The organism is Pseudomonas sp. CC11G (genome assembly GCF_056174845.1).
This window is the reverse complement of the sequence record NZ_JBWBZC010000018.1, coordinates 61,204-88,059: the sequence shown is the minus strand read 5'-3', so window position 1 is coordinate 88,059 and position 26,856 is coordinate 61,204. Positions and strand designations below refer to the sequence as shown.

Genomic DNA, 26,856 nt, shown 5'->3' with positions numbered 1-26,856 from the left:
AGGGCTGGGGAGAGGGGCTTTGGCTTTTCGAGCGAGCAAAAAAAGCCCGTCGAGGACGGGCTGAGAAGCTTCCCCTCTCGTGAAGGGGCAGTAAAACGGTAAGCCGGATTTAGCCGTGGGCGGGTTTGCTCTCGCCTTCTACGACTACATCCGTTGTGGCGCCCTGGTTCAACTCACGCTGCAGCGTTTCGTTGTCGACCTGGCCACACCATTTGCCAACCACGATGGTCGCCACGCCGTTACCGACCAGGTTGGTCAGCGCGCGCGCTTCAGACATAAAGCGGTCAATACCCAGAATCAGCGCCAGACCGGCAACCGGCAGGTGGCCGACGGCGGACAGGGTGGCGGCCAGTACGATAAAGCCGCTACCGGTCACGCCTGCTGCACCTTTGGAGGCAATCAGCAGCACCAGAATCAGGGCGATCTGGTGGGAGATGTCCATGTGGGTGTCGGTGGCTTGGGCGATAAACACGGCGGCCATGGTCAGGTAGATCGAGGTGCCGTCGAGGTTGAACGAGTAGCCGGTTGGAATCACCAGACCCACCACCGACTTGTTCACACCCAGTTTCTGCATCTTGTCGATCATGCGCGGCAGCGCGGTTTCCGACGACGACGTACCGAGCACGATCAGCAGTTCTTCACGGATATAGCGCACGAACTTGAGGATGCTAAAGCCATGGAAACGGGCGATACCGCCGAGCACCACGAGCACGAACAGCAAGCAGGTGACGTAGAAGCACGCCATCAGATAACCCAGCTGCACCAGCGAACCGACACCGTATTTACCAATGGTGAAGGCCATGGCGCCGAGGGCACCCAGCGGGGCGACTTTCATGATCACGCCGATAATGCCGAAGAACACCTGGGAGATGCGCTCGATGAATTCGAACACCGGGCGACCGTAGTCACCGGCGCGGTGCAGGGCGTAGCCGAACAGTACCGAGAAGAACAGCACTTGCAGGATGTCGCCACCGGCAAACGCACCGACCACGGTGGCCGGAATCACGTTCATGATGAACTCGATGGTGCTCTGCTTGGCGCCGGCATCGGCGTAAGCGGCGATACCCGAGGTATCCAGGGAAGCCGGGTCGATATGCATGCCAGCACCTGGCTGCACGATATTGACCACGAACAGGCCGATCAGCAGGGCGATGGTGGAGACGATTTCGAAGTAGAGCAGCGCGTACCCGCCGGTTTACCGACGGCCTTCATGCTCTGCATACCGGCAATACCGGTGACCACGGTGCAGAAGATGATGGGGGCGATGATCATTTTGATCAGTTTGACGAACCCGTCGCCGAGCGGCTTGAGGGTGACGGCAGTGTCTGGGTAGAAGTGGCCAAGCAATACGCCGATGGCGATGGCAATCAGCACCTGAACATAGAGAATTTTGTAGAACGGTTTGCGGGTCATGGCATGTTCCTCAACGACCGCACGGCATCATTCCGGATGCGCGCGCTGCCTGTGCGCTAACCCTCCTTAACCGGAGGGATTTGTTGTTGGCCAGCCTGCGTGTTGTGCAGGCCTGCAGCGCTTATTGCAGAGGTCATGCCATCCTTATAAATTCGTATAAATCCCTTTAAATACAGCAGCTTGAAAACAAACCCCGAGCAAAACGGCGCTTAATTTGGCGGGTTTCCGCCAGGCACTGGCGGATATCCCCCACGCTTGTGCAGGAACCCGCCTAGAAAAAGCATAGCCCGAGGTCGGGAAGCTTGTTCCCGCCCACCACCCTGCTTACCATCGACCAGCCTTTTTCTGCCCGAGCCTACCCATGCGTGAACGCACCATTGCCAGCCATTTCGTCCGCGCCGCCTTGCGTGGCGCCGAACGTCAGGGCGTGGACTGCTCGGCCATTCTGCGTGAGGTGAATATTCAGCCGGCGCTGCTGGATGAACCGCGCGCGCGGGTGGCGCCGGAGCAGTTCGCCCGGCTGATGCAGTTGCTGTGGGAACGGCTCGCTGACGAGTACATGGGTTTTGGCCGCACCCGTAGCAAGCCCGGCACGTTCGCGATGATGTGTTACGCGCTGATCCACTGCCACACCCTGGAAAAGGCCCTGCTGCGCGGCACCCTGTTCTATAGCCTGTTCGACGAGGCGCCGAAAATTACCCTGACCCGCGAAGGCGACTGGGCGCGGCTGACCGTGGACGACTCGACGATGATCGACCCCGACCACTTTCTGGTGGAGAGCCTGCTGGTGATCTGGCATCGCCTGGCCAGTTGGCTGATCGGCCAGCGCATTCGTTTGCAGGAAGCCACGTTTCGCCATGTGGAGCCTGCCCACAGCGCCGAATACGATCTGCTGTTCCCCAACGCCCGGCGCTTTTCGGCCGGCAGCACCAGCCTGCTGTTTCAGGCGCGCTACCTGGCAATGCCGTTGCTGCAGGACGAACGCACGCTCAAACATTTTCTCGAACACTCCCCCGCCGACCTGCTGGCCCGCCCCGATGGCGGCGACAGTTTGATCAGCCAGATCCGCCGCCTGCTCGGTCGCGACTGCGCCAGCTGGCCAGACTTGGAAGCGGTCGCGCAGCAACTGCATATGAGCCCGCAGACCTTGCGCCGGCATTTGCGCGAAGAGGGGTCGAGCTTTCAGGAACTCAAAGACAACCTGCGCCGCGACCTGGCGATTTACCACCTGGGGCGCGACAACCTGCCGATTCAGGATATTGCCGAGCAGTTGGGGTTTTCCGAGCCGTCGGCGTTTCATCGGGCATTCAAAAAGTGGACGGGGCTGACGCCTGGGGCGTATCGCGCGCAGGAGAATTGATCTCCACTCGGGACCGACATGTTGGGCTTCGCCTTTGGCTCAACCCAACCTACGGCGTAGAATCCCCGCCTCTTTTCCCGGTCCACCACCATGCCCCTCCCCACCCGCCGCAGCACCCTCTATCTCCCCGCCGGCCCCTGGGCCACGGTGCTGGATTGCCTGTGTGCGCACTTTTCGGCCATCAGCCGGGAGACGTGGCTGGAGCGCATGGCGCGCGGCAAAGTGCTGGACGAACACGAGCAACCCATCGGCCCCACGCACCCGTATAAACAAGGCCTGCGCATTCACTACTTCCGCGAAGTGCCCAACGAGACGCCGGTGCCTTTCGAGGAAACCGTGCTGTATGCCGACGAGCATTTGATCGTCGCTGACAAGCCGCATTTTCTTTCGGTTACCCCGGCCGGCGAGTACGTGGAACAAACCCTGCTGGCCCGTTTGAGCAAACGCTTCGGCAGCCACGATCTGGTGCCGCTGCACCGCATCGACCGCCTCACCGCCGGCCTGGTGCTGTTCTCCGTACAGCCGCACACCCGCGCCGCGTACCAGCGCATGTTTGCCGAGCGGACCATGCACAAAACCTACGAAGCCATCGCCCCCGCGCTGCCGAACGTGGAGTTTCCCCACCTGCATAAAAGCCGCATGGTGGCCGGCGAGCCGTTCTTTTTGATGAAGGAAGGCGACGGCGCGCCCAACAGCGAAACGCTGATGGATGTTCGCGAATGTAATGGCGAGTTATGGCGGTACGGGCTTTACCCGGTGACCGGCAAAAAGCACCAGCTGCGCCTGCACATGGCCGCGCTCGGTGCGGGGATTTGCAACGACCCGTTTTATCCACAGTTGGAAAAAGACGCGGTGGATGACTACAGCAAACCGCTAAAGCTGCTGGCGCAAAGCCTGCGGTTTAACGACCCGCTCAGTGGGGTTGAGCGGGAGTTTCATAGTCAGCTGAAATTGGACTGGTAGCCCGTCAGGTTGATCGCCGCGCCTGGATCCCCGCCTACGCGGGGATGACGGAGATATATACAAAAACCTACGTCATCCCTGCGCAGGCAGGGATCCAGAATCTCCCGGCAAACTAGTGCTGCAAATGCCCATACAACTTGGCATACAACCCACCCTCGGCAATCAACTCCTGATGCCCGCCATCCTCGGCAATCTTGCCGCCGTCGAACACCAATACCCGATCCGCCTGCTTAACCGCTGAAAGCCGGTGGGCGACGATCAGCGTGGTGCGGCCTTTCAGGAACTGGCCAAGGGCCTGGTGCAACGCGTACTCGGTAGCGGCATCCAGCGCTGATGTGGCTTCGTCGAGAATCACCACGCTCGGCTCGGCCAGCACCATCCGCGCAATCGCCAGGCGCTGGCGCTGCCCGCCCGACAACCGCACGCCCGAGCGGCCGACAATGCTGTCCAGCCCCGCCGGCAACGCGTGAATGGTGTGGGCCAACTGGGCGATTTCCAGGGCGCGCCAGCAGGCGTCGTCGCCGCGCTCGCGGCCCATGGTCAGGTTGGCGCGCACCGTGTCGTTGAACAGCGCCGGGTGTTGCAGCACTACGGCCACGTGCTCGCGCACGGTTTCCAGGCCGATCTCTTCCAGGCTGTTGCCGCCAAACCGAATGGTGCCGGCCTGGGCGGTATAGAGCCCCAACAGCAGCTGCACAAGCGTGCTTTTGCCGCCGCCGCTGGCGCCGACAATGGCGACTTTTTCGCCGGGGAGATGCTCAGATTGAGGCCATCGAGCACTGGCTCTTCGTTGTAGGCGAAGCTCAGGTTACGCACGTCCACGCCCACGGTCGGCTGACCAATAAACGGGTTGGCGCCACCGGCGTATTGCGGCTCGTCGGCGCGCGCCAGCAGCTGGTTGATGCGGGTGAGCGCACCGCCGGCAGCGTAGTAGGCGTATTGCAGGTTCAGCAGTTGCTCGACCGGGCCGATCATGAACCACAGGTAACTGAACACCGCGAGCATCTGGCCGATGGAGAGGTCGGAGAACAGCACGGTGAGCATCGCCGCCGCACGGAAGATATCGATGCCGAACTGGAACAGCAGACCACTGGCACGGCTGGAGGCATCGCTTTTCCATTGCGAGGCCACGGCGTAGTCGCGCACTTCCTTGGCGCGCATACCGAGGCGGCCGAGGAAATAACCCTGACGGTTGCCGGCCCGCACTTCCTGAATGGCTTCCAGGGTTTCGGTCAGCGCCTGGGTAAAGCGCGAGGTGCTGTCGTTTTCCAGCTTTTTGAGGTTTTTAACCCGCTTGCCCAGTTGCACCGTGGCGTACACCACCACCGGGTTGAACAGCAGAATCAGCAGCGCCAGCTTCCAGTGCATCCACAGCAGAATGCCCGCGGTGCCAGTCAGGGTGAGCATGGCCACCAGAAAGCGGCTGAGGGTTTCGCCGACGAATTTGTCCAGGGTGTCGAGGTCGGTGACCAGGTGCGTGGTAACCGTGCCACTGCCCAGGCTTTCGTATTCGCCGAGGGAAATTCGCTTGAGGCGCTCGATCAGGCGCACGCGAATGCGGTACACGATGTCTTTCGACAGCCGCGCAAACAGCCGCGCCTGTAACACGTTGAACACCAGTGCGCTGGCGCGCAGCATCAGCGTCAACGCCACCATCAAGCCGATATAGCCAACCGCGGTTTGCCAATTGGCCGGCAGGAAGTGGTTCATCACCTTGAGCGCCGCATCGCCCTGCTTGAGCAGCACTTCGTCCACCAGCAGCGGCAGCAGCAAGGGAATGGGCACACTGCACAACACCGCGAATACCGCGACCAGGTTGGCCAGCACCAACGATTTTTTGTGGCGCAGGGCCAGACGACGGATTTCTTTCCAGCTCAACTGATCAAGCATTGGCACTGTGCTCCAGCCAGCGCGCAAGCAGCGGGGCCAATTGTTCCAGCGGCTGGTAGCCATTGGTGAGCAGCGCGAGTTGCCCGTTGTGCTCGGCCAACACGGTGGGAAAGCCGGCGATACCGAGGTTTTGCACCCATTCGAAATCAGCGGCGGTGGCGGCCAGTTCCGTGGCGCTGTCGAAGGCGGCGGCAAATTCGATGCGCGGCAGGCCGGCCTGCTCGGCCAGCTCAACCAGCACGGCGGCCTGGGTCACGTCGCGACCGCCGACGTAAAACGCCTCTTGAATCAGCTTCACCAGCGGCCAGACGCTGTCGGCATCCAGACTGCGCGCCGCCACCAGAGCCCGGCAGGCCGGCTCGGTGTCGTAGACGAAGCCATCGGCCAGCGCGCCTTCGAAGGTGAACGCCTGGCCGGTGCTGTCGTGCACCGCCTGCCAGTGTTCGAGGATATAGCGCTTGGTGGTTGGCTCCAGCGCCGCCGCGGTGCCGGCGCGCAAACCGCCGGCAACCAGGTGGCTACTGACACCTGCGGCCTGCGCCTGCTGCGCCAGGGCATCGAACACTGGCGCAAAGCCCCAGCACCAGGAACACATCGGGTCCATCACATAGATCAGACGCGCTTGCATGCTTAGGCTCCATGGCCAGGACAGCGAGGGGAATAAAAGGTGTAACACCGCGAGATCAGTCGCGGGTTTTGTCCCGTGGGTTATAGCCCAGAGGATGGGGTTGGTTGCGGGCTTTGGCCAGCTCGATCTGCTTTTGCCGCTCACGGGCGCCGGCACGGGTTTTCTCGCTCAGGCTGTTCCAGCAATGCGGGCAGCTGACGCCCGGCACGTAGTGCGGCGATTCGCGGTCGGCAATGGAAATCGGGATGCGGCAGGCGTGGCATTGGTCGTACTCGCCCTCGCTCAGGTCGTGGCGCACGGTGACGCGGTTGTCGAACACAAAGCAGTCGCCCTTCCACAGGGTTTCTTCCTGCGGCACTTCTTCGAGGTACTTGAGAATGCCGCCCTTGAGGTGGAATACCTCATCAAAACCTTGGCCGAGCATAAAGCTAGAGGCTTTTTCACAGCGGATGCCGCCGGTGCAGAACATCGCCACTTTCTTGTGCTTGGCCGGATCGAAGTTGGCTTCGATATAGGCGGGAAAGTCGCGGAAACTTTTGGTTTTAGGATCTTGCGCGCCTTCGAAGGTGCCGATGGCCACTTCGTAGTCGTTGCGGGTGTCGATCAGCAGCACTTCGGGGTCGGAGATCAGCGCGTTCCAGTCTTGCGGCTCAACGTAGGTGCCCACTTTGAGGTTGGGGTCTACGCCCGGCACGCCGAGGGTGACGATCTCTTTTTTCAGTTTGACCTTGGTGCGGTAGAACGGCTGCTCGTCGCAGTACGACTCTTTGTGGTCGATATCGTTGAAGCGCGCATCGAGCTTGAGCCAGGCCAGCAGGCCGTCGATACCTTCGCGGGTACCGGACACGGTGCCGTTGATGCCTTCGAGGGCGATGAGCAGGGTGCCTTTGATGCCGTTATCGAGCATGGCTTGCAACAGCGGTTCGCGCAGCGCTTCGTAGTCGTTCAGGGTAACGAACTTATAGAGCGCCGCCACGACGATAGTCTGAGTCATGGGGTATTTCTCCAGGTGGTCGCCCGCGTAAAGGGCGGACCGGGGGCTTTGGTAAAAATGGCGCCGGCTGGCGCGGCGCGCATTTTATGCGAGTTTCGGGTCGTCGGCCATGCTGCGTTGCGTCCTCGCTTTGAATGCTCACGTACTGCAGCACGCTGCGCTTCAAAGCTGCGGGGCGCCTGGCCTGGCCTTAGCCCCGAAACTCTCGAGCGGCGCTGCCCCCGCGAAAAATCAAAAACATCGGAAACAAAAAAGCCGCCGCTTGATCTCTCAAGCGGCGGCTTCTTATTACCGGAAGGCAGCGCGGCGGCTTAATGCCCGCCCGCGCAGGTCGGCGAGGCCGGGGCGGCGCCAGTGGCGGCCCATTCTTCCGGGGTGTAAGTGTGCAGCGCCAGCGCATGCATTTGCCCCATCAGTTCGCCAAGGGTGGCGTAGACCTTCTGATGGCGCTTCACCGCATTCAGGCCGGCAAAAACCGGGGTGACCACCACGGCCTTGAAGTGGGTTTCCAGGCCTCGGCTGTGCATATGACTTTCGTCCTGCACATCGATGAACTCGGGCTCAAGGGCCGTCAGGGTGGTTTGAATGCGTTCACGCATGCTCATGGAGTGCTCCGCTTACGGCTTTTTGGCTGGTGCTGGTGCTGCTTTCGCGGCGGCCGGGGTCAGTTCTTTGGTCATGTCTTCCAGCAGCTTGTTCACTTCCGGAACGGCGGCTTCCAGTTTGGCTTGAGCCATCTGGGCCGACTGAGCGGTTACGCGCGGCATGGTTTCCTGCACTTTCTTGCCCAGTGGCGACTGGTAGAAGGCGATCAGGTCTTTGAGTTCCTGCTCGCTGAAGTTGGTGGTGTAGAGCTTGACCATGTCGGGCTTGAGTTTGTCCCAGGCCACGGCTTTGTCCAGGGAAGCTTTAGCTTTGGCCTGGTAGGTTTCCATCAGGGCTTTTTTCGACTCGGGCGCTTGGGCCTGGGCGAAGCGCTGGGCGAACAGTTGGTCAACCTGGGCGTAGATAGGTGCGGTGAGCTTGTCGGCGTGGGCCAGTTTCAGGAAGGTTTCAGCGTTGGCAGCGTGGCTGGCGGCGTCGGCGAATACTTGGCCGCTGAGGCAGATCATAAAGGCGGCAGTGCAAAGGGTACGAATCGGGGTCATGGTGTTTCCTTGGTATGAGTAAGAGTGACAACTACAGGTAAAAGGCGAATCCCAGAGGCTGGGCATTCTGCGCGTTGGTTGGACTGCGCTCAAGCGCAGCGGTTGCACCGCGGGCAGGATTGGGGAAATTCCTTACACCGCTAAAGGCCGCTCCGTTGGTCCGTCATCGCGGCATCACCCCTTGCAGGGCAACCCCGTGCAGGTGCATCCTTCGCGCCAACATTTTGGCAACTTGACCGACCATAGTGGCAAAGTGCTGTAAAACCAGCACCCCACCGGCGCAAGCCAGCCTCCCCCTTCAGCAACACACGGACGTGTTCGATGAGCAACCTCAGCCCCGCCTTCGCTACCGATCCCTGGCTTCCTTTATGTGATGCCAAGGGTCAGCTGCTGCCAATGGCCGTTGGCTGGTCGACCCGCCCCCATATTCATTGCGCCATGCCCGGTAACTTCGGGCGCCGTAAGCGCTGGAATCATTGGTGCATCACCACGCCGGACTGGATGCTCTCCCTCACCGTCGCCGACCTCGACTACCTGGGCTACGGCGCCGCGTACTTCCTTGATCTGCACACCGGCCATGCCGTGGCCCACACGCAGCTGCGACCTTTCTCCCGTGGCTGCAAGCTGCCGGATACGCCGCTGCAAGGTCATCTGTTTCAGCACCAGCGCCTGCAAATTCGCGTGGACGAGCACCCCGGTCGCGCCCGCTTGGTCGCCACCGTACCGGATATCGGCGGTCAGGCGCTGCAAGTGGCGCTCGATGTGCAGCGCCCCAGTCACCTCGACTCGGTCAACCTGGTGGTGCCGTTTACCCACGGCGGTTTCCACGCCACCTCGCGGCATATGAGCCTGCCGGTTTCCGGCGACGTGCAACTGGGTGACACCCACTACCGCTGCGAACCCGGCCAGAGCTTTGCCGCGCTGGATTTCGGCCGTGGCGTATGGCCGATGAACACCCACTGGACCCGCGCCGCCTTCGCCGCGCCCGGCGGCATTGCCGGCAACTTCGGTTCCGGCTGGACCGACAACAGCGGCCTCTCCGAAAACGCCCTGTGGTTTGGCGGTGAATTGCTGCATGTCACCAGCCCCGTCACCATTACCGGCAACCCGCAAAACCCGTCCGCGCCGTGGCAGCTGAACAGCGAAGACGAACGCCTGGCGCTGATTTTCACCCCGCGCCAACAGCATATTGCGCGCCCCAAAGTCGGCCCGTTCTACGCCGAAACCCGCCAGTGGTTCGGCCAGTTCGACGGCGTGCTGCGCGGCCCCAAAGGCGAGCGCGTGCCGGTAAACGGCGCCCTCGGCTGGCTGGGAACCACCAACGCCCGTTGGTAAATCGTTCGGTGAAGTGCCGTAACGATTTATCCGTTGCGCATGGAACCAGCTCGCCGGCATAGCGCCTAAACTGCCGGAACAGTCCGCGGAGAAGAACCATGAATCGCATCGAAACCGACAGCATCGGCGCCATCGACGTTCCTGAGCAGGCCTATTGGGGCGCACAGACGCAACGTTCACTGATCAACTTCGCCATCGGCCAGGAACGCATGCCGCTGGCCGTATTGCATGCCCTGGCGCTAATCAAGAAAGCCGCCGCACGGGTCAACGACCGCATTGGCGACCTGCCGCCCGACATCGCCCGCCTCGTTGAACAGGCCGCCGATGAAGTGCTGGCCGGCAAGCACGACGACCAGTTCCCCCTCGTGGTGTGGCAAACCGGCAGCGGCACGCAAAGCAATATGAACGTCAACGAAGTGATTGCCGGGCGCGCCAACGAGCTGGCCGGTAAGGGCCGCGGCGGCAAGGTGCCGGTTCACCCGAACGATCACGTCAACCGCTCGCAGAGTTCCAACGACGCCTTCCCAACCGCCATGCATATCGCCACCGCACAGGCCGTGTTGCACGACTTGCTGCCAGCGATTGCCGAGCTGTCGGGCGGGCTGGCAGAGCAAGCGGCGCGGCATATGAGCCTGGTGAAGACTGGCCGCACCCATATGATGGACGCCACTCCGGTTACCTTCGGCCAGGAACTGTCGGCCTTTGTCGCCCAGCTGGGCTACGCCGAACGCGCCCTGCGCGGCGCCCTCCCCGCCGTGTGCGAGTTGGCCCAAGGTGGCACCGCTGTCGGCACCGGGCTGAACTCGCCGCAAGGGTTTGCCGAAGCCATCGCCGCCGAGCTGACCGCCTTGTCGGGCTTGCCGCTGGTATCAGCACCGAACAAGTTCGCCGCCCTGGCCGGCCATGAGCCGCTGGTGACCCTGGCCGGCGCGCTGAAAACCCTGGCCGTGGCCCTGATGAAAATCGCCAACGACCTACGCCTGCTGGGCTCCGGCCCACGTGCAGGTTTTGCCGAAGTGCGCCTGCCGGCCAATGAGCCGGGCAGCTCGATCATGCCCGGCAAGGTCAACCCGACCCAGTGCGAAGCGCTATCCATGCTGGCCTGCCAGGTGATGGGCAACGACACCACCATCACCTTCGCCGCGAGCCAGGGCCATTTGCAGCTCAATGTGTTCAAGCCGGTGATCATCCATAACCTGCTGCAGTCCATTCGCCTGCTGGCCGACGGCTGCCGCAACTTCCAGAAGCATTGCGTCGACGGCATGGAGCCGGACGCCGCACAAATGGCGGCGCACCTGGAGCGCGGGCTGATGCTGGTGACGGCGCTGAATCCGCATATCGGCTACGACAAGTCGGCGCAAATCGCCAAAAAGGCCTACAGCGAGGGCACCACCCTGCGCGAAGCCGCCCTTGAACTGGGCTTTGTCAGCAACCAGGAGTTTGACGAATGGGTGCGACCCGAAAGCATGCTCGAGGCCGGCAGCCATGAGTGATGAGGTAAAGAGTGGGGCCACGCCACTGGAGGGCGACGGCAAACGCATTCTGCTGGTACTGGGCACGCCCAAGGCCAGTAGTTTCTGCAATGCCCTGGCCGAGGCTTACACCGTCGGAGCCCGTGGCCAGGGCCATGTGGTGCGGCAGCTGATTCTTGCGCAAATGCAGTTCGACCCGATCCTGCGCGACGGCTACGACCAGAGCCAGAACCTGGAGCCCGACCTGCTCGAAGCCCAGCGGCAGATCCACTGGGCCGAACACCTGGTGTTCGTTTATCCGGTCTGGTGGGGCGGCATTCCGGCGCTGCTCAAAGGCTTTTTCGACCGCACCTTTCTGCCTGGCTTCGCCTTCAAATACCGCAACCGCTCGCAGCTGTGGGACAAGCTGCTGACCGGGCGCACCGCAGATTTGCTGGTGACCCTGGACACCCCGCCCTGGTACTTCCGCTGGATTTACGGCGCGCCGGCACACCGGCAAATGACCCGCACCATTCTCGGTTTCTGCGGCATCAAAACCCGGCGCCTGGCGCAGTTTTCACCGATTCGGCCGTCCACTGAAACGCAGCGGCAGGCGTGGTTGCGTAAGGCGGAATTGCTGGGTTCGAACGTTTGACCGCGTATCGGCGGATATCCGCTACGCGGATATTCGCCCTACGTTAACTCACCTTACGGGCCTGTCTTCTCGCTCTGACATTGGCCATCAACGATGGCCCAATCGCCGTCACCGCCGACCCCAACACCACCAACACCGCGCCGATATAGGCCAGCCCATTGATCTGCTCCGGGTGCACATGGTCGGGCCACAGCTGCGCGGCCAGCGCCACCGAGCCAAAGGTCACCAAGGGCGTAATCGCCAACGTCGCGCTCACCCGTGAACCCTCCCAATGCGCCAACGCTTCGGCAAAGGCGCCATACGCCACCAGCGTATTCAGGCAGCACGCCACCAATAGCCAGAACTGCAGCGTACTCAGTTGCAGCACCTGCGCCGGGTGCGCCCAAGGCGTGAGCAAGGCGGCGCAGGCGAGGTAGATCACCATCATCACTTGCATGGAGTTCCAGCGCGTCAGCAGCTGCTTTTGCGCCAGGCCGTAGAAGGTCCAGACAAAGGCCGCCAACAGCACCGTCAGCACGCCGACGGTATAGGTGCCCAGCGAGGTCAGCAGCTCATGCAGGCGCTGGTTGAAGAACAGGCCAAAGCCGAAAATCAGCACCGCCAGGCCCAGCGCCTGCCCCAGACTGAACCGCTCATGAAACAGCCACACGCTGCCCAGCAGAAACAGAATCGGCGCCACCTGAATCACCAACTGCGTGGTGCCCGGGCTCAGCACCTTCAGGCCGAACAGGTACAGCACGTAGTTGCCGATCAGCCCCAGCACGGCCACCACCAGCAGCACCCGGCCGTTGCCGCCGAGCAGGCGGAAATCCGGCAAACGCCGGGTGAGCGTCAGATACACCAACAGCAGCGAACCGGAAACGATCAGGCGATACCAGGTGACAGTGATGGGGTCCATTACCTCCAGCACTTCCTTCAGTTGAATGGGCAGTACGCCCCATAACACCGCGGTGAGCAAAGCGAGCATCAGGCCGTAAACCCAACGGCCGGAAGTGATGTGCATGGCAGCCTCAATCAAGCAGGTACGCGCAGCAATTGCTGGCAAAGGCAGCATTCTAGGCAGCAGGCCCGGCACAAACACAGCAACAGTTGGCCCGCGTAACTGTACGGGCAAGAGGATAACGTCAGGGGCTTGACGTCAAATAAGCTTAAGTTCCGACATCGAGTGGCGATCTACGGCGATTTAACGACCATCTATCGAAAACCAGTACATTCCTGGCCGCGGTGATTAGACTCAAAAACAGCCTACTCGCCTATGGAGCTCACCCCATGTTCAGTCAACGCACGCAGGACGCAGCAGCCGCCACTCATTACCGTAGCGAACGGGTGAGTGCGGTAAATGGCCAGTACTTTTTTGCCACCCGCGAGGGCACGCTCGAAGGCCCGTATTTCACCCGGGTGGATGCCGAGCGGGAAATTGCCATGTACGTGCGCCGGCAGATGCAGGGCGACGACATTATTGAAAGCCATACCTTTGCCGAGCGGCAGGGTGTGATCGGCCATTAATTGGGGCTGCCCTGCCCTCTCCCCCCGCCCTCTCCCGCAAGCGGGCGAGGGGGCCTGATTAGCGATAGCCCATAAAAAAACCGCGCCTAGGCGCGGTTTCTTTAATTGCGGCAAACAGCTTATTTGTAGACTTCAAATAAACCGGTAGCGCCCATACCACCACCGACACACATGGTGACGATGCCGTAGCGCTTGCCCTGGCGACGCAGCTCGCGCACCAGATGGCCAACCTGGCGCGAGCCGGTCATGCCGAACGGGTGACCGATCGAGATCGAGCCGCCGTTTACGTTGTATTTCTCGTTGTCGATTTTCAGGAAGTCACGGGCATACAGGCACTGGGAAGCGAAGGCTTCGTTCAGTTCCCACAGGTCGATGTCTTCAACTTCCAGGCCACGGGCTTTCAGCAGTTTTGGCACCGAGTACACCGGGCCGATGCCCATTTCGTCAGGCTCGCAACCGGCAACGGTGAAACCACGGAAATAAGCCAGTGGCTCCAGGCCCAGCTCCTTGGCTTTATCCAGGCTCATCACCAGGGTCATGGAAGCACCGTCGGACAGCTGCGAAGCGTTGCCGGCAGTTACCGAACCGTCTTCAGCGAACACTGGCTTCAGGCCTTGCAGGCTGGCCAGGGTGGTGTCGGCGCGGTTGCAGTCGTCGCGATCCACAACGCCTTCAACGATGGTTTTCTCGCCAGTGGCTTTATCTTCCACCTGGTATTTAACGGCCATCGGCACGATTTCGTCGTCGAACAGGCCTTCGGCCTGGGCACGAGCGGTGCGCTGCTGGCTTTGCAGGGCGTAGGCGTCCTGCTGTTCGCGGGTCACGTTGTAGCGACGGGCGACGATTTCAGCGGTCTGGCCCATCGGGTAGTAGATGCCGGGTACGTTGGCTTTCAGAACCGGGTTGATCAGGTTGTCGGTGTTGACGCTTTTCATCGTCAGGGTGATCGACTCAACGCCGCCAGCCACGATGATGTCGCTGCAACCGGAGGCAATCTGGTTGGCGGCGATGGCGATGGCCTGCAGGCCCGAGGAGCAGAAACGGTTGAGGGTCATGCCCGCAACCTGAGTGCCCAGGCCCGACAGCACGGCCACGTTTCGGCCGATGTTGTAGCCTTGCGCGCCTTCGTTGGAACCGGCACCCACGATGCAGTCTTCCACGGAGGCCGGGTCGATCTTGTTGCGTTCCAGCAGGGCATTGACGCAATGCGCAGCCATGTCGTCTGGACGGGTCAGGTTGAACTTGCCGCGAAAGGACTTGGCCAGGCCAGTCCGCACGCTGTCGACGATCACTACTTCACGCATCACGCACCTCATGTTGTATTTGGAAGATCAGGGCTTAAGTGCAACTGGGCGCTAGGATAAAACCGCCCCAAGCGGCAGGGCGATGATTATTCATCCCGTGTATGCGCCTTGATCCCGGCCTGATTTGCCAGTCACTCCTTGTTCAGCACGCGTTCGAGGGCGTCGTTGATGGTGCGCAGCACTTTCACCCGGGCAAAACGTTTGTCGTTGGCTTCCACCAGCGTCCAGGGCGCGAGCTCGGTGCTGGTGCGGTCGACCATGTCTTCCACGGCGGTGGCGTATTGCGGCCATTTATCGCGATTGCGCCAGTCCTCTTCGGTGATCTTGAAGCGTTTGAAGGCGATCTGTTCGCGCTCCTTGAAGCGCTCCAACTGGGTTTCGGAGTCAATCGACAGCCAGAACTTCACCACCACCACGCCAGCACGGGTTAGTTGCTCTTCGAAGTCGTTGATTTCGCCGTAGGCGCGCAACCAGTCGGCCGGGGTGCAGAAGCCTTCGACCCTCTCCACCAGCACGCGGCCATACCAGGAGCGATCGAACACAGTGAACTTGCCGCGCGCCGGAATATGCCGCCAGAAGCGCCACAAGTACGGCTGGGCGCGTTCTTCTTCGGTGGGCGCTGCAATCGGCACAATGCGGTATTGGCGCGGGTCGAGGGCGGCGGCCACACGGCGAATCGCGCCGCCTTTGCCGGCTGCGTCGTTGCCTTCGAATACGGTCACCAGCGAATGCTTGCGAAAGCGCTTGTCGCGCACCAGGCCGGCCAGGCGCGCCTGCTCGCTGGCCAATTGTTTCTGGTAGCTGTCTTTGTCCAGACGCTGGCTGAGGTCGAGGCTACCGAGCAGGCTGCGGTTGTCGATGCTGACCGACGCGGGGCCGGCATGGGGGTGCCGTTTCTCGGGCTTCTCGACTTTCAGCGCAACTTGCAGACCTTCGAGCAGAATCTTCGCCACGGTGAGGTTGCGGTAGTTCTCATCAGCACCTTCCACCACGTACCACGGCGCGTAGTCGCGGCTGGTGCGATGCAGCACGCGCTCGCCAAAGCGCACGAAGCGGTCGTAGGTTTCGGTCTGTTCCCAGTCCAGCGGGCTGAGGCGCCAGCTGCGCTCGGGGTCGTCCTTGAGATTTTTCAGGCGGGTTTTCATCTGTTTCTTGGACAGGTGAAACCAGAACTTGAAGATCAGCGCGCCCTCGTCGCACAACATACGTTCGAGGTTTTCGGCGCCGATGATGGCCTGATCCAGCACGGCATCCTTGAAATGACCATCGACACGGCCCTGGATCATCTGGCTGTACCAGTTGCCGAAAAAGATGCCCATCCGCCCCTTCGGCGGCAGTTGCCGCCAATAGCGCCAGGCCGGCGGATGCGCCAGTTCTTCATCGGTTTGCTGGTCGAAGGTGCTCACCTGGATCAGTCGGGGGTCCATCCATTCGTTGAGCAGCTTGATGGTCTCGCCCTTGCCGGCGCCCTCGATGCCATTGATCAGCACAATCACCGGAAAGCGCGCCTGCTGTTGCAGTTCGAACTGGGCGTCCAGCAGTGCCTCGCGCAGTACCGGTATCGCGGCGTCGTAATCTTCCTTGTCGATGGCATGACCAATTTCGGCGGACTCAAACATACAACCTCGCTCTATTCCCAAAGGTGATTGGCACAGCCTAGCGGATTGCGCCGTGCTAGCCATGCGCTCGAGCAGGATCGGCTAGAATGCGCCCCTTGCCGCGCCAGAACCGACCATGTCCGACACTCCATCAAACAGCCCCCTGAACGTCCCCACGCAAACCGCCGAGTTGGACTGGGACGACCTTGGCCAGCCGCATTCGCGCGCCTACGGCGATGTGTACTTTTCCAACAGCCTGGGGCTGACCGAACCGCGCTACGTGTTTCTCGACAACAACGACCTGCCGGCCCGCTTCGCCGCGTTGCCAGCGGACGGCAAGCTGCTGATCGGCGAAACCGGGTTTGGCACAGGGCTGAATTTTCTCTGTGCGTGGGAGTTGTTTGCCCGCACCGCGGTGCCGGGCGCGCAGTTGCACTTTGTCAGCGTGGAAAAGCACCCGCTGAGCCACGCCGACCTGCAACGGGCGCTGGCGTTGTGGCCAGAGTTGCAACCGTTTGCCGCCCCGCTGCTCGATCAATATGTCGCGTTGCATCCGGGCTTTCAGCGTCTGCTGTTCGACGGCGGGCGCGTGGTGCTGACCCTGCTGATCGGCGATGTGATGGAGCTGCTGCCGCAGCTGGACGCAGAAATCGACGCCTGGTTTCTCGACGGTTTTGCCCCGGCAAAAAACCCGGAAATGTGGTCGCCGGAACTGTTCAACGAACTGGCGCGACTGTCCACGCCGCGCACGACCCTCGGCACCTTTACCACCGCCGGCGTGGTGCGCCGCGCCTTGAAAGCCGTTGGTTTCAAACTCAAGCGTGTGGAGGGGCTGGGGCATAAGTGGGAAGTGCTCAAAGGCCACTTTATTGGCCTGGAAGACGCACCGGCCCAGCCCCGCAGCAAGGCGTGGTATGCCCGCCCGGCCCCGATTGCCGGGCCGCGTACTGCGCTCGTCATCGGTGCCGGGTTGGCCGGTTGCGCCACTGCCGCCAGCTTGGCCGCGCGGGGTTGGCAGGTGGCGCTGTTGGAGCGCCATGGCGATATCGCCCAGGAAGGCTCGGGCAATCCGCAAGGCGTGCTGTACCTCAAGCTCTCGGCCCATGGCACCAGCCTGTCGCGCCTGATCGTCGCCGGCTTCGGCCATACCCGTCGGCAGATTCAGCAACTGCAACGCGGGCAGGACTGGGATGCCTGCGGCGTGCTGCAACTGGCCTTCGACGACAAGGAAGAAGCGCGTCAGGCGCAGTTGGCCGCAGCCTTCCCCGCCGAACTGCTGCATTCGCTGACGCAGGCAGAAGCGGAGCAACAGGCCGGCATCGCCCTGGCCAGCGGTGGACTGTTCTACCCGCAAGGCGGCTGGGTGCATCCACCGGCGTTGTGCCGTGTGCTGGCCGACCACGCCAATGTGCGTCTGCAGTTGCACCAGCACGCGCTGGATCTGCGCCACGAAAACGGCCAGTGGCAAGCCTGGGACGGTGCGCAGCTGTTGGCCAGCGCCAGCGTTGTGGTGTTGGCCGGCGCCGCCGACGTGCGCCGTTTTGCGCCTGCCGCCCAGCTGCCGCTCAAGCGCATTCGCGGGCAAATCACCCGCCTGCCGCAAACCGCGGCGAGCAGCGCATTGCGCACCGTGGTTTGCGCCGAAGGCTATGTGGCGCCGCCGCGTAATGGCGAGCACACGCTGGGCGCCAGCTTCGATTTCCACAGCGACGACCTGACCCTCACGGCCGCCGAGCACGCCAGCAATCTGCAGCTGCTTAACGAGATTTCCACAGATCTGGCGCAGCGACTGAATGCCGATACGCTGCCGGTCGCCGAGCTGGCCGGCCGTGCCGCCTTTCGCTGCACTAGCCCGGACTATTTGCCTATCGTCGGTCCGGTAGCCGATGCCGAGGCCTTCGCCGACGCCTACGCCGTACTGCGCAAAGACGCCCGGCAAAGCCCCGCCACGCCCTGCCCCTGGCTGCCCGGTTTATATGTAAACAGCGGCCACGGCTCCCGGGGCCTTATCACCGCGCCGCTGGCCGCCGAACTGCTTGCTGCCTGGCTGAACAATGAACCGTTGCCATTGCCGCGTGATGTGGCTGAAGCCTGCCACCCCAATCGGTTTGCCCTGCGCAAATTGGTTCGCGGGTAGTTCAAAAGCATTGAGGCTGAAGGCTCTCCCACTATGGATCGCCTACCGCTGAGAGAGAGGCTTGAGCCTCGAGGTTTGAATTTCGGTGGGTCGGTTTGGTCTACGCTAAACCCACCTAGCCCCTTGAACAGGCGAATACGTGCCATGGATCGCACGCAGACACTGCATATCGACCGGCTACGCCGCCTCACCTATGGGCTGGTGTGTTTCGGCTTGAGCGTGGTGCTGGCCCTTGAAGGCTGGCAGTTGTACCAATCCTATCGACAAGCTTTTTTCCAGGCCCGGCAAGCCGCCACCAACCTTACCCGCGCCACCGAAGCACACGTGCGCGGCGCCATTCTGCAAGCCGATACGCTACTGGTCGGCGTGGTTGAGCGCAGCGAATGGGAAGAGCTGGATAAGCTGAATGCCGCCCGTATGCAGCTGTACCTGAAACGGCAGATGACCATCCTGCCGCAGCTCCACGGCCTGTTTATTTACGGCCGCACCGGCGAGTGGCTGGTCACCGACAAAGACTCCATCCCGCCCAATGCCAACAACGCCGATCGCGAATACTTCATTTACCACCGCACGCACGACGATCGCAGTGTGCATATCGGCAAGGTCATCACCAGCCGCTCCACTGGCGAGCTGATCATCCCGGTGTCGCGGCGCATAAATGACCCTGACGGCACGTTTGCCGGGGTGGCTCTGGCCACCTTGAAAGTCGCCTACTTCAATGATTTCTACGCCAAGTTCCGCACCAGCAAGGAGGACGCTTTTACGCTCGCCTACGCTGACGGCACGATCCTCGTACGCCGTCCTTTTTCCGCCGACGTGGTCGGTACGAGCATCGCCCACGGGCCGATCTTCAAAGACCTGCTGCCCCTGCAAGACAACGGCACGGCGCTGATTGAATCCTCGGTAGACGGCAAAGAGCGCATGTACAGTTTTCAGCGGTTTGGCGACTTTCCGTTGGTGGCGATTTCCGGTATTTCCGCAGAGGCCATTCGTCTGCCCTGGTGGCGGCAACTGATCGTGGCCGGCGTGGTGCTGGCGCTGATTGCGTTGAGCATGATGGCGTTCGCCCACGTGCTGCTAAAGCAGATATCGCGCAGCGAAGCGGCCGACCAGGAACTGCGCAACGCCCACCGAGCGCTGCAGAAGTTCTCTCTGGAAGATGCCCTCACCGGCCTCGCCAACCGCCGCCGCCTCGACGACGTGCTGCCTCAAGAGCTCGGCCGCGTACGCCGCACCCATGCGCCTTTGGGCGTGATCATGCTCGATATCGACTTCTTCAAGCTCTACAACGACCGCTACGGACATGTCGCTGGCGATGCCGCCATTCAAGCCGTGGCCAAGGTGCTGACCTCCTACGCGCGCCGCGCCGAAGACCTGCCGGCCCGCTACGGCGGCGAAGAAATGTTGCTGCTACTGCCGGTTCCAACGAAGCCAACAGCATGGAAATTGCCGAAGGCATTCGCCAAGCCGTGTTCGACCTCGCCCTTGAGCACCTCGGCAGCCCGCTCGACGTGGTCACCGTCAGCCTGGGCGTGGCCGTGGCCTACCCGCAGCAAGCGGAAAACGATGATGTTGCCGCCCTGGTGAAACAGGCCGATACCGCGCTGTATCTGGCCAAGAGCCAGGGCCGCAATCAGGCCTGCGCGTACCAGGCGCAGAGCGTGACGGTGGCTCGGCGCGGTACGTAGCTCCGGTAATTATTCTGGCGATAACGCGAAGAAATCGGCGGAATACTTACCCATCAATTCAAACCAGGCCTTCAGCCTTCAACGCCTCGACCACCTTCGGCCGCGCGGCAACACGTGCAGAAAACGCCTGCATCACCGGCCAGGGCGCCAGGGAGAAACCGACAAAATTGGCCCAGTTGAGGACAGTGAACAGGTAGGCGTCGGCCACGCTGAACTGGTTGTTCAGCAGGTAATCCTTGCCGTCCAGTTGGGTGGTCAGCCAGTCCAGGCGTTTGGTCAGGGTGGCGGTGACGGCGGCTTTCCAGTCGGCCGATTGCGCCGGGTTGAACATCGAGCCCATCGGTTTGTGAATCTCCGACGAGATAAACGTCAGCCACTCTTGCAGCTGATAACGCGCCTGGGTGCCGGCGGCAGGCGCCAGGTTGGCGGCCGGGTTCTGGTCGGCGATGTATTGCAGCACGGCAGCGCCTTCGGTCAGCAGCTGGCCGTTATCCAGCACCAGCGCCGGCACGTAGCCTTTGCTGTTGATGGCGGTGAAGTCGGCGCCGCTGGCGGTGAGCTTGGCTTTCAAATCGACCTTCTCGGTCTCGAACGCCAGGCCGGCTTCCAGAAGGGCGATATGGGGAGCCAAAGAGCAAGCGCCGGAGGAGAAATACAGTTTCATAAGCAGTCCTTGAATAACGTTGGCAGGAGCGCGCAACACACGCGAGCACTGAGCTTAGCGATTGCTTTCCAACACACAAGTACCTACCTTTTGGTAAGTATGCAGTTGATATCCCTGAACAATCTGGAACCTCCCCTATGCTCGATCAGCACGACCACGCCGCCTGCCGCGCCGGCAATGTATTCAGCGTTACCTGCCCGGCGCGCTATGTGCTCGATGTATTGGCCGACAAATGGGCACTGCTGCTGATCCACACCCTGGCTCACGGCACCCACCGCACGGCCGAGCTGCGGCGCCAGGTGGGCGGTATTTCGGAGAAGATGCTGATTCAGACGCTGCGCCGCCTGGAGCGTTTCGGCCTGGTTACGCGCCAGGCTTATGCCGAGGTGCCGCCGCGGGTGGAGTACTCGCTGACGGCCTTGGGCTTGTCGCTAAGCGAGCCGATTCGCGCGCTCGACCACTGGGTGGAGCGCAATATCGAGGAGTTGAATCAGGCGCAGCTGGCGTTTGAGGACAAAGTGGCGGAGGCCTAAGCCTCCACCGCACTCCACTGCTTGTTCAGGCGCTTATCGGAAACCGCCAGCTTGGTGCCCAACTGCTGGGCGAACAGCGACACGCGGTACTCCTCCAGCATCCAGCGATACAGCACCAGCTGCGGGTCGCGTTTGCCTTCCTGCGCATGCTTGTCGGCGCGGGCCTGGTACTGCGCCCAAAGGCCTGCCAGTTCGCCGCTCCACACCCGGTCTTTCTGCAATTGCGCACCCAGCTTGTCGAAGCGCTGCTCGATGGCTTTCAAGTAGCGCGGCACTTCCTTGAGCCATTCGGCCGGGGTTTCACGAACGAAACCCGGGTACACCAGATTGCCCAGCTGCGCCTTGATGTCGTTAAGGGCCACGGCCTGAGCCAGGTCGATCTTGCCCTTGAAGCGTTTTTGCAGGCCGTGCCAGAGCTTGAGAATTTCCAGGGTCAGGCGGGCCAGGCGTTCGGCGTGTTCGGTCCAGGCGCCGCGTTTTTTCTCGGCCAGGGCCAGCAGGCCAACGCCGTCGCGCGGCAGCGGGTCTTCGCCTTCGAGAATGCAGCTGTCGAGGCTGGCCAGCAGAATATCTTCCACCAGCGCTTCTACCCGGCCGAGGTCGCGGTGCAACAGGCCCAGGTCAGTAAGCCCCGGTAACTTGCCACGCAGGAATTTGGCCGGCTCGTTGAGTTGTTGCAGCAGCAGGCGTTGCAAAGCACGGCGGTGCTGAAACTCGGCCTCAGCGGCGGTAGCAAAGCGGCCTTCCTTGACGGTGCCGCCCTCTTCCACCAACGCTGGGTACACCGTCATCGACAGGCCGGCGATGTTCTGTTGCGTGGTCTGCGCCACGGGCGCAAACACTTTGGCTTCCACCGGTTTCTGCTGCTTGTCGGTTTTTACCATGGCCAGCGCGGCCTGGCTGGCTTCGGCAAAGCGTGCGGTCTGTTCGGCCAGGTCGCGGCCTTCGCCGAGCAACTTGCCTTCGGCATCGACCACTTCCAGGTTCATCTTCAGGTGGTTTTCCAGCTGCTGTTCAGCCTCCGCCCAAGCTTCTTCGGATACGCGCACGCCGGTCATGCGTTGCAACTCGCTACCGAGCGCCTGCACCAGCGAACCCTGGCCGAACGTAATCCGCGCCAAGGCGGCTTTGACGAAGTCCGGCACCGGCACAAAGTTTTTGCGCAGTGCCTTGGGCAGCTCGCGAATCAGCGCGATGCATTTGGCTTCCAGCAACCCCGGCACCAGCCACTGCAAACGCTCAGCCGGAATCTGCGGCAACAGCGGCGCCGGCACGCGCAGAGTGACGCCGTCGCGTGGATGGTTGGGTTCGAAGTGATAGGTAAGCGGCAGGCGCAAATCACCCAGTTGCAGTTGATCCGGATACTGCGCTTTGGTCACTTCCGTGGCGTCGCGGGCGAGGATGTCTTCCTCGCGCATGATCAGCAGCTGCGGGTTTTTCGCGCTTTCGGTTTTGTACCAGCTGTCGAAGGTGGCGGTCTGGTAGATGTCCGCCGGCAGGCGCGCATCGTAGAAGCCGAACAGGGTTTCTTCGTCGGCCAGAATATCGCGGCGGCGGGCCTTGGCTTCCAGCTCGTCGAAGAGCTCCAGCAACTCTTCGTTGGCCTTGAGACACTTGGCGCGCGATTGGATTTCGCCGCGCACCAGGCCTTCGCGGATAAACAATTCGCGCGACACCACCGGCTCGATCGGACCGAAATGTACCGGCCGGCGGCCGACCACAATCATGCCGTACAGGGTGATCTGCTCGAACGCCACCACTTGTCCGCGGCGTTTTTCCCAATGCGGTTCGAAGTGGTTTTTCTTGATCAGGTGGCCAGCCAGCGGCTCGATCCAGTCAGGCTCGATTTTGGCCACCTGGCGGGCGAACAGCTTGGTGGTTTCCATCAGCTCGGCCGCCATGACCCACTGCGGTTTTTTGCGGCCGATGACGCTTGAGGGGTGAATCCAGAAACGCCGCTGGCGGGCGCCGAGGTAGTCGCCGTCTTCGGTTTTCTGGCCGATCTGGCTGAGCAGGCCGCAGAGGATGGCTTTGTGTACGGCGGCGTAGTCTTTGGCGCGTTGCGCCGCTTCCAGCGCTTCGGGGTTCTGTTTGTCGTGGGAGCGAGCTTGCTCGCGAATGGCTGCATCGGTGCTCGTCTTGGAATCGGCTTCGCGAGCAAGCTCGCTCCTACGGGCCGAGTCTGGCGCGAGTTTTAGTTCACGGGTAATCAGCACTAACTGACGGTGCGCATCGCGCCATTCGCGCAGGCGCAGGTAGTTGAGGAAGTTTTTCCGGCACCAGTTGCGCAGCGGGTTGGAGCCCAGCTCCTGACGCTTTTCTTCAAAGCCGCGCCATAGGTTGATCAGGGCGGCGAAGTCCGAGTCCACGTCCTTCCATTGCGCATGGGCCTGGTCGGCCGCTTGCTGGCGGTCCATCGGCCGCTCGCGGGGGTCTTGCACCGAGAGGGCGCTGGCGACGATCAGAATCTCGTCCAGGCTGCCGAGCTTGGCCGCTTCCAGCACCATACGGCCCAGACGCGGGTCAATCGGCAGGCGCGCCAGTTGCCGGCCAATCGGCGTCAGCTGGCTTTCGCGGTTAACTGCCGAGAGCTCTTGCAGCAGGTTGAAGCCGTCGCTGATCGCCTTGCCATCCGGCGGTTCGATAAAGGGAAACGCGTCGATCTCGCCCAGGCGCAGATGGAGCATCTGCAAAATCACCGCTGCGAGGTTGGTGCGCAGAATTTCCGGGTCGGTAAACGCCGGCCGGGCGAGGAAATCTTCTTCGCTGTACAGGCGCACGCAGATGCCCGGCTCCACCCGCCCGCAGCGGCCTTTACGCTGGTTGGCGCTGGCCTGGGATACCGCCTCGATGGGCAAGCGCTGCACTTTGGCGCGGTAGCTGTAGCGGCTGATGCGCGCGGTGCCGCTGTCGATCACGTAACGAATGCCCGGCACCGTCAGCGAGGTTTCCGCGACGTTGGTGGCCAGCACAATCTTGCGCCCGGCCATGGGCGCGAAAATCTTCTGCTGCTCGCTCGGAGTAAGCCGTGCATACAGCGGCAGCACTTCGGTAAAGCGCAGATTGGCTTTGCGCAGCAGTTCAGCGCAGTCGCGAATTTCGCGCTCGCCGGGCAAGAACACCAACACGTCGCCGGGGCGTTTTCCTTCGCTGCGTTCGAACGCCTCGATCTCATCCAGGGTAGCGAGAATGCCCTGGTCGACACTGAGGTCGTCCACCAGGCTCTCGCCCTCTTCGTCCACTTCCGATACCAGCGGCCGGTACCAGGTTTCTACCGGGAACGTGCGGCCCGACACTTCCACAATCGGCGCGTTATCGAAGTGCTTGGAGAACCGTTCAAGGTCGATGGTGGCCGAGGTGATGATCACCTTCAGGTCGGGGCGGCGCGGCAGCAGGGTTTTCAGGTAGCCGAGCAGGAAGTCGATGTTCAGGCTGCGCTCGTGGGCTTCGTCGACGATCAGCGTGTCGTACTTTTCCAGGTAACGGTCGTGCTGGGTTTCGGCCAGCAGAATGCCGTCGGTCATCAGTTTGATCAGCGAGCTGTCTTTGCTTTGGTCTTCAAACCGCACCTGATAACCCACGAGCTCGCCCAGGGGCGTGCCGATCTCTTCCGCCACCCGGGTCGCCACGCTGCGCGCCGCCAAGCGCCGTGGTTGGGTGTGGCCGATCAGGCCGTGCAGGCCCCGACCGATTTCCAGGCAGATCTTCGGCAACTGGGTGGTTTTGCCCGAGCCGGTTTCGCCGGCAATGATCAGCACCTGATGCTTGGCCAGCGCCGCCTTGATTTCGTCGCGCTTGGCGGCAATCGGCAGGCTGTCGTCATAGCGCATCGGCGGCACGCTAAGCCGGCGTGCTTCCACTTTTGCGCAACTCTGCTGAAAACGCTCCAGCCACTGCGCGAGCTTGGCGTCATCGGCATGTCCGGCCTTGCGCAACTCGTGCAACTGACGTCGCAGACGATGGCGATCGGCGAGCAGCGCCTGGTCGAGGTTGTTCAGCAAGGCATCGAAGGTGGGCGTGGCATCGGTCATTGGCGGGCGGGCAATCGTAAAAAAGGCGGGGGCGGATTGTCGCAGATTTTCGCCCCGCCCGGCTTTTGCGTTACCGCCCCCGGCCCGTCCCGGCAATGGCGTCGTCTGATTACCGAGTTAGCCCGTGGCTAACCGGGATACTTCATTGAACGTTGACGGTGATCGTAAAGGGCACTCTGAGCGTGCCAGGCTTGGGCTTATTCGGGGTGGTTTGATAGTACTTGAGGGTAACCGGGGCGGTGATGGGCCCACGCTCCCATGCCGCCTCGGTTTTGAACCAGTCGGTGCTCGCCATATCCGCGTCGCAATTGGAATTGGGCAGACAAAGAGAGCCGTGGGGAGAGGCCGCCGGGCCGAGGCCAACAATAAGGTCGCGCACGGGAGTCATAACTGTCGGCACGTGCTGTGCAAATGCTGACCCCAGCCGAACCGGAACATCATTGAATAAAATCTGCACACCCACATCGCTTGTGGCTGATTCCATGCCTACGCCAGTGCTCCCGTCACCCAAGGGGTAAGTGGCCTCGAAGTAGATTTCCGGTTGCGTCGTACTCGTGCCCCTGCACTGAAACCCAAACCCCTCCATCTTTGCCGGATGGTCCGCTGGCCCAACCCCCTTGAACGCACCTGTGTTCACCGGCGTTAACGTTACAACCGAAAAGTTAAAACTCCCCGCCAGGATGAAACTGCAATACGGCGTGTAGGCCTGACCCACATAGGCGCCCACATCCGGCGGGCCCACACCGTAGTAGGGCGGCATGCTCGACCGCTGGCGAAAGACAGCCTCCGTGCCGTTCTGTACGCCGTAGTACTTGAATACGCCCATATCGTTGGGGCCCTCGATCGGGATGTTGGCGTTGGAAAAATTTCCGATTTTAACCATCGTCAGTTTCACCGGGTAACCGGGAAACACCCCCCCCAGCGCTCCTAGTTGGTTCACGGTACTGGCCGATCTCGACAAAATGATGCTGCCCGGTCGTGGCGGATAGGGGATACCAGCGGAAAATTCCAGGTCTATGACCACCGCAGGATTGCTCGTCGGCATCCGATACCCTGCACCCCGCGGGCTGGCGTTTGCGGGAGGCTCGTACACCAAGTACACGTTTTGATTGGCCAAGTCCTTGAGGTCGTTGCAGAGCGTGAACGTTATTGTGGATTCCCACGCCCCCATCAAGGTGCCTATTGGAAAGGGCGCACGGGGATCTTCTATCCAGTGTTTGTTCGCCATAAACTTTTTTCCGGCGAGTAAAAACTGGAAATCGTCTAAGGCGGGAGTCCCAGTAAGTCCCATCCACCCGCATCTCGCCATGGCCGCGGGCGATGCTAAAACGCCGCCTGCCAGGACCACGACCAGCAACACCGAATTGAAGCGGAAGCTGCCGCCCCCCCATCGTGAAAAACAACGCCAACCCAGAAAAAACCCAACCACTGCATTCAACGTAGAAAGGGAACGTTCCATAACAAACCTGTGCGGTAACGAGATTAAGGCAGCAAGTTTGAACAACTGGGTCGTTGCGGGCTGTCACCTAAGGCTGGCGTTTCCGGGGAAAAATGCCCG

18 protein-coding genes and 3 pseudogenes are annotated in these 26,856 nt (G+C 61.7%); 9 read left to right on the top strand and 12 right to left on the bottom strand.

The annotated features are described in order from the left end of the window. Positions 1 to 109: 109 nt before the first annotated feature. A pseudogene (locus AC0V2S_RS19830) lies at positions 110 to 1,413 on the bottom strand (dicarboxylate/amino acid:cation symporter). 361 nt (positions 1,414 to 1,774) lie between these two features. Between AC0V2S_RS19830 and AC0V2S_RS19825 the strand changes: the two are divergent. Both AC0V2S_RS19825 and AC0V2S_RS19820 read left to right on the top strand, forming a co-directional pair. Further along, positions 1,775 to 2,773: an AraC family transcriptional regulator gene (locus AC0V2S_RS19825; protein ID WP_475511219.1), complete on the top strand. Its 999-nt coding sequence runs from the start codon at positions 1,775 to 1,777 to the stop codon at positions 2,771 to 2,773. Positions 2,774 to 2,863: 90 nt separating this feature from the next. Next, entirely contained in the window at positions 2,864 to 3,736 is an 873-nt protein-coding gene (locus AC0V2S_RS19820) for a pseudouridine synthase (protein ID WP_475511218.1), read from the top strand. 112 nt (positions 3,737 to 3,848) lie between these two features. Here the strand turns inward: AC0V2S_RS19820 and AC0V2S_RS19815 are convergent. The 5 genes and pseudogenes from AC0V2S_RS19815 to AC0V2S_RS19795 form a co-directional block, all read right to left on the bottom strand. Further along, positions 3,849 to 5,626: pseudogene (locus tag AC0V2S_RS19815) on the bottom strand (ABC transporter ATP-binding protein). Beyond that, positions 5,619 to 6,254 (bottom strand): DsbA family protein, encoded by a 636-nt coding sequence (locus tag AC0V2S_RS19810; RefSeq protein ID WP_475511217.1) that lies wholly within the window; start codon positions 6,252 to 6,254, stop codon positions 5,619 to 5,621. Before AC0V2S_RS19810 ends, AC0V2S_RS19815 begins: the two are co-directional and overlap by 8 nt. Before the next feature lie 55 nt (positions 6,255 to 6,309). Then, positions 6,310 to 7,248, bottom strand: coding sequence for an oxygen-dependent tRNA uridine(34) hydroxylase TrhO (gene trhO / locus AC0V2S_RS19805; protein ID WP_475511216.1), 939 nt, complete (start codon positions 7,246 to 7,248; stop codon positions 6,310 to 6,312). Positions 7,249 to 7,559: 311 nt separating this feature from the next. After that, positions 7,560 to 7,853, bottom strand: a complete 294-nt coding sequence (locus AC0V2S_RS19800; RefSeq protein WP_475511215.1) for a BolA family protein — start codon at positions 7,851 to 7,853, stop codon at positions 7,560 to 7,562. Positions 7,854 to 7,865: 12 nt separating this feature from the next. Further along, positions 7,866 to 8,396 (bottom strand): DUF2059 domain-containing protein, encoded by a 531-nt coding sequence (locus tag AC0V2S_RS19795; RefSeq protein ID WP_475511214.1) that lies wholly within the window; start codon positions 8,394 to 8,396, stop codon positions 7,866 to 7,868. A 321-nt stretch (positions 8,397 to 8,717) separates the two neighbouring features. Between AC0V2S_RS19795 and AC0V2S_RS19790 the strand changes: the two genes are divergently transcribed. From AC0V2S_RS19790 to AC0V2S_RS19780, 3 genes are all read left to right on the top strand, one after another. Next, positions 8,718 to 9,731, top strand: coding sequence for a DUF2804 domain-containing protein (locus AC0V2S_RS19790; protein ID WP_475511213.1), 1,014 nt, complete (start codon positions 8,718 to 8,720; stop codon positions 9,729 to 9,731). A 98-nt stretch (positions 9,732 to 9,829) separates the two neighbouring features. Next, complete coding sequence (locus AC0V2S_RS19785) at positions 9,830 to 11,224, top strand: class II fumarate hydratase (protein ID WP_475511212.1); 1,395 nt, start codon at positions 9,830 to 9,832, stop codon at positions 11,222 to 11,224. Then, on the top strand, positions 11,217 to 11,837 hold the full coding sequence (locus AC0V2S_RS19780; protein WP_475511211.1) for an NAD(P)H-dependent oxidoreductase: 621 nt from the start codon (positions 11,217 to 11,219) through the stop codon (positions 11,835 to 11,837). Before AC0V2S_RS19785 ends, AC0V2S_RS19780 begins: the two co-directional genes overlap by 8 nt. A 43-nt stretch (positions 11,838 to 11,880) precedes the next feature. Here AC0V2S_RS19780 and AC0V2S_RS19775 read toward each other — a convergent pair whose 3' ends face one another. Next, positions 11,881 to 12,840: a DMT family transporter gene (locus AC0V2S_RS19775; RefSeq protein ID WP_475511210.1), complete on the bottom strand. Its 960-nt coding sequence runs from the start codon at positions 12,838 to 12,840 to the stop codon at positions 11,881 to 11,883. Between the two features lie 266 nt (positions 12,841 to 13,106). Between AC0V2S_RS19775 and AC0V2S_RS19770 the strand changes: the two genes are divergently transcribed. Then, positions 13,107 to 13,343 (top strand): DUF6316 family protein, encoded by a 237-nt coding sequence (locus AC0V2S_RS19770; protein ID WP_475511209.1) that lies wholly within the window; start codon positions 13,107 to 13,109, stop codon positions 13,341 to 13,343. Between the two features lie 119 nt (positions 13,344 to 13,462). On the opposite strand, the gene AC0V2S_RS19765 is transcribed toward AC0V2S_RS19770, so the two are convergent. Both AC0V2S_RS19765 and pap read right to left on the bottom strand, forming a co-directional pair. After that, the gene (locus AC0V2S_RS19765; protein ID WP_475511208.1) at positions 13,463 to 14,647 is read right to left on the bottom strand and encodes a thiolase family protein; all 1,185 of its coding nucleotides are present in this window, start codon (positions 14,645 to 14,647) and stop codon (positions 13,463 to 13,465) included. A gap of 131 nt (positions 14,648 to 14,778) precedes the next feature. Further along, positions 14,779 to 16,266 (bottom strand): polyphosphate:AMP phosphotransferase, encoded by a 1,488-nt coding sequence (pap, locus tag AC0V2S_RS19760; protein WP_475511207.1) that lies wholly within the window; start codon positions 16,264 to 16,266, stop codon positions 14,779 to 14,781. Between the two features lie 115 nt (positions 16,267 to 16,381). On the opposite strand from pap, the gene mnmC reads away from it, so the two are divergent. Both mnmC and AC0V2S_RS19750 read left to right on the top strand, forming a co-directional pair. Beyond that, positions 16,382 to 18,382: a bifunctional tRNA (5-methylaminomethyl-2-thiouridine)(34)-methyltransferase MnmC2/FAD-dependent 5-carboxymethylaminomethyl-2-thiouridine(34) oxidoreductase MnmC1 gene (mnmC, locus tag AC0V2S_RS19755; protein WP_475511206.1), complete on the top strand. Its 2,001-nt coding sequence runs from the start codon at positions 16,382 to 16,384 to the stop codon at positions 18,380 to 18,382. 33 nt (positions 18,383 to 18,415) lie between these two features. Continuing rightward, positions 18,416 to 19,962: pseudogene (locus AC0V2S_RS19750) on the top strand (sensor domain-containing diguanylate cyclase); the annotation flags it as partial. Positions 19,963 to 20,128: 166 nt separating this feature from the next. Here the strand turns inward: AC0V2S_RS19750 and gstA are convergent. Continuing rightward, a complete protein-coding gene (gene gstA / locus AC0V2S_RS19745; protein ID WP_475511205.1) occupies positions 20,129 to 20,734 on the bottom strand; it encodes a glutathione transferase GstA in 606 nt (201 codons plus the stop codon). Positions 20,735 to 20,871: 137 nt separating this feature from the next. Here gstA and AC0V2S_RS19740 point away from each other — a divergent pair, with 137 nt between their 5' ends. Then, the gene (locus AC0V2S_RS19740; RefSeq protein WP_475511204.1) at positions 20,872 to 21,267 is read left to right on the top strand and encodes a winged helix-turn-helix transcriptional regulator; all 396 of its coding nucleotides are present in this window, start codon (positions 20,872 to 20,874) and stop codon (positions 21,265 to 21,267) included. Here AC0V2S_RS19740 and hrpA read toward each other — a convergent pair. Then, positions 21,264 to 25,298, bottom strand: a complete 4,035-nt coding sequence (gene hrpA / locus AC0V2S_RS19735; RefSeq protein WP_475511203.1) for an ATP-dependent RNA helicase HrpA — start codon at positions 25,296 to 25,298, stop codon at positions 21,264 to 21,266. The genes AC0V2S_RS19740 and hrpA overlap by 4 nt on opposite strands. Positions 25,299 to 25,440: 142 nt before the next feature. Beyond that, a complete protein-coding gene (locus AC0V2S_RS19730) occupies positions 25,441 to 26,757 on the bottom strand; it encodes a hypothetical protein (RefSeq protein ID WP_475511202.1) in 1,317 nt (438 codons plus the stop codon). Between the last annotated feature and the right edge of the window lie 99 nt (positions 26,758 to 26,856).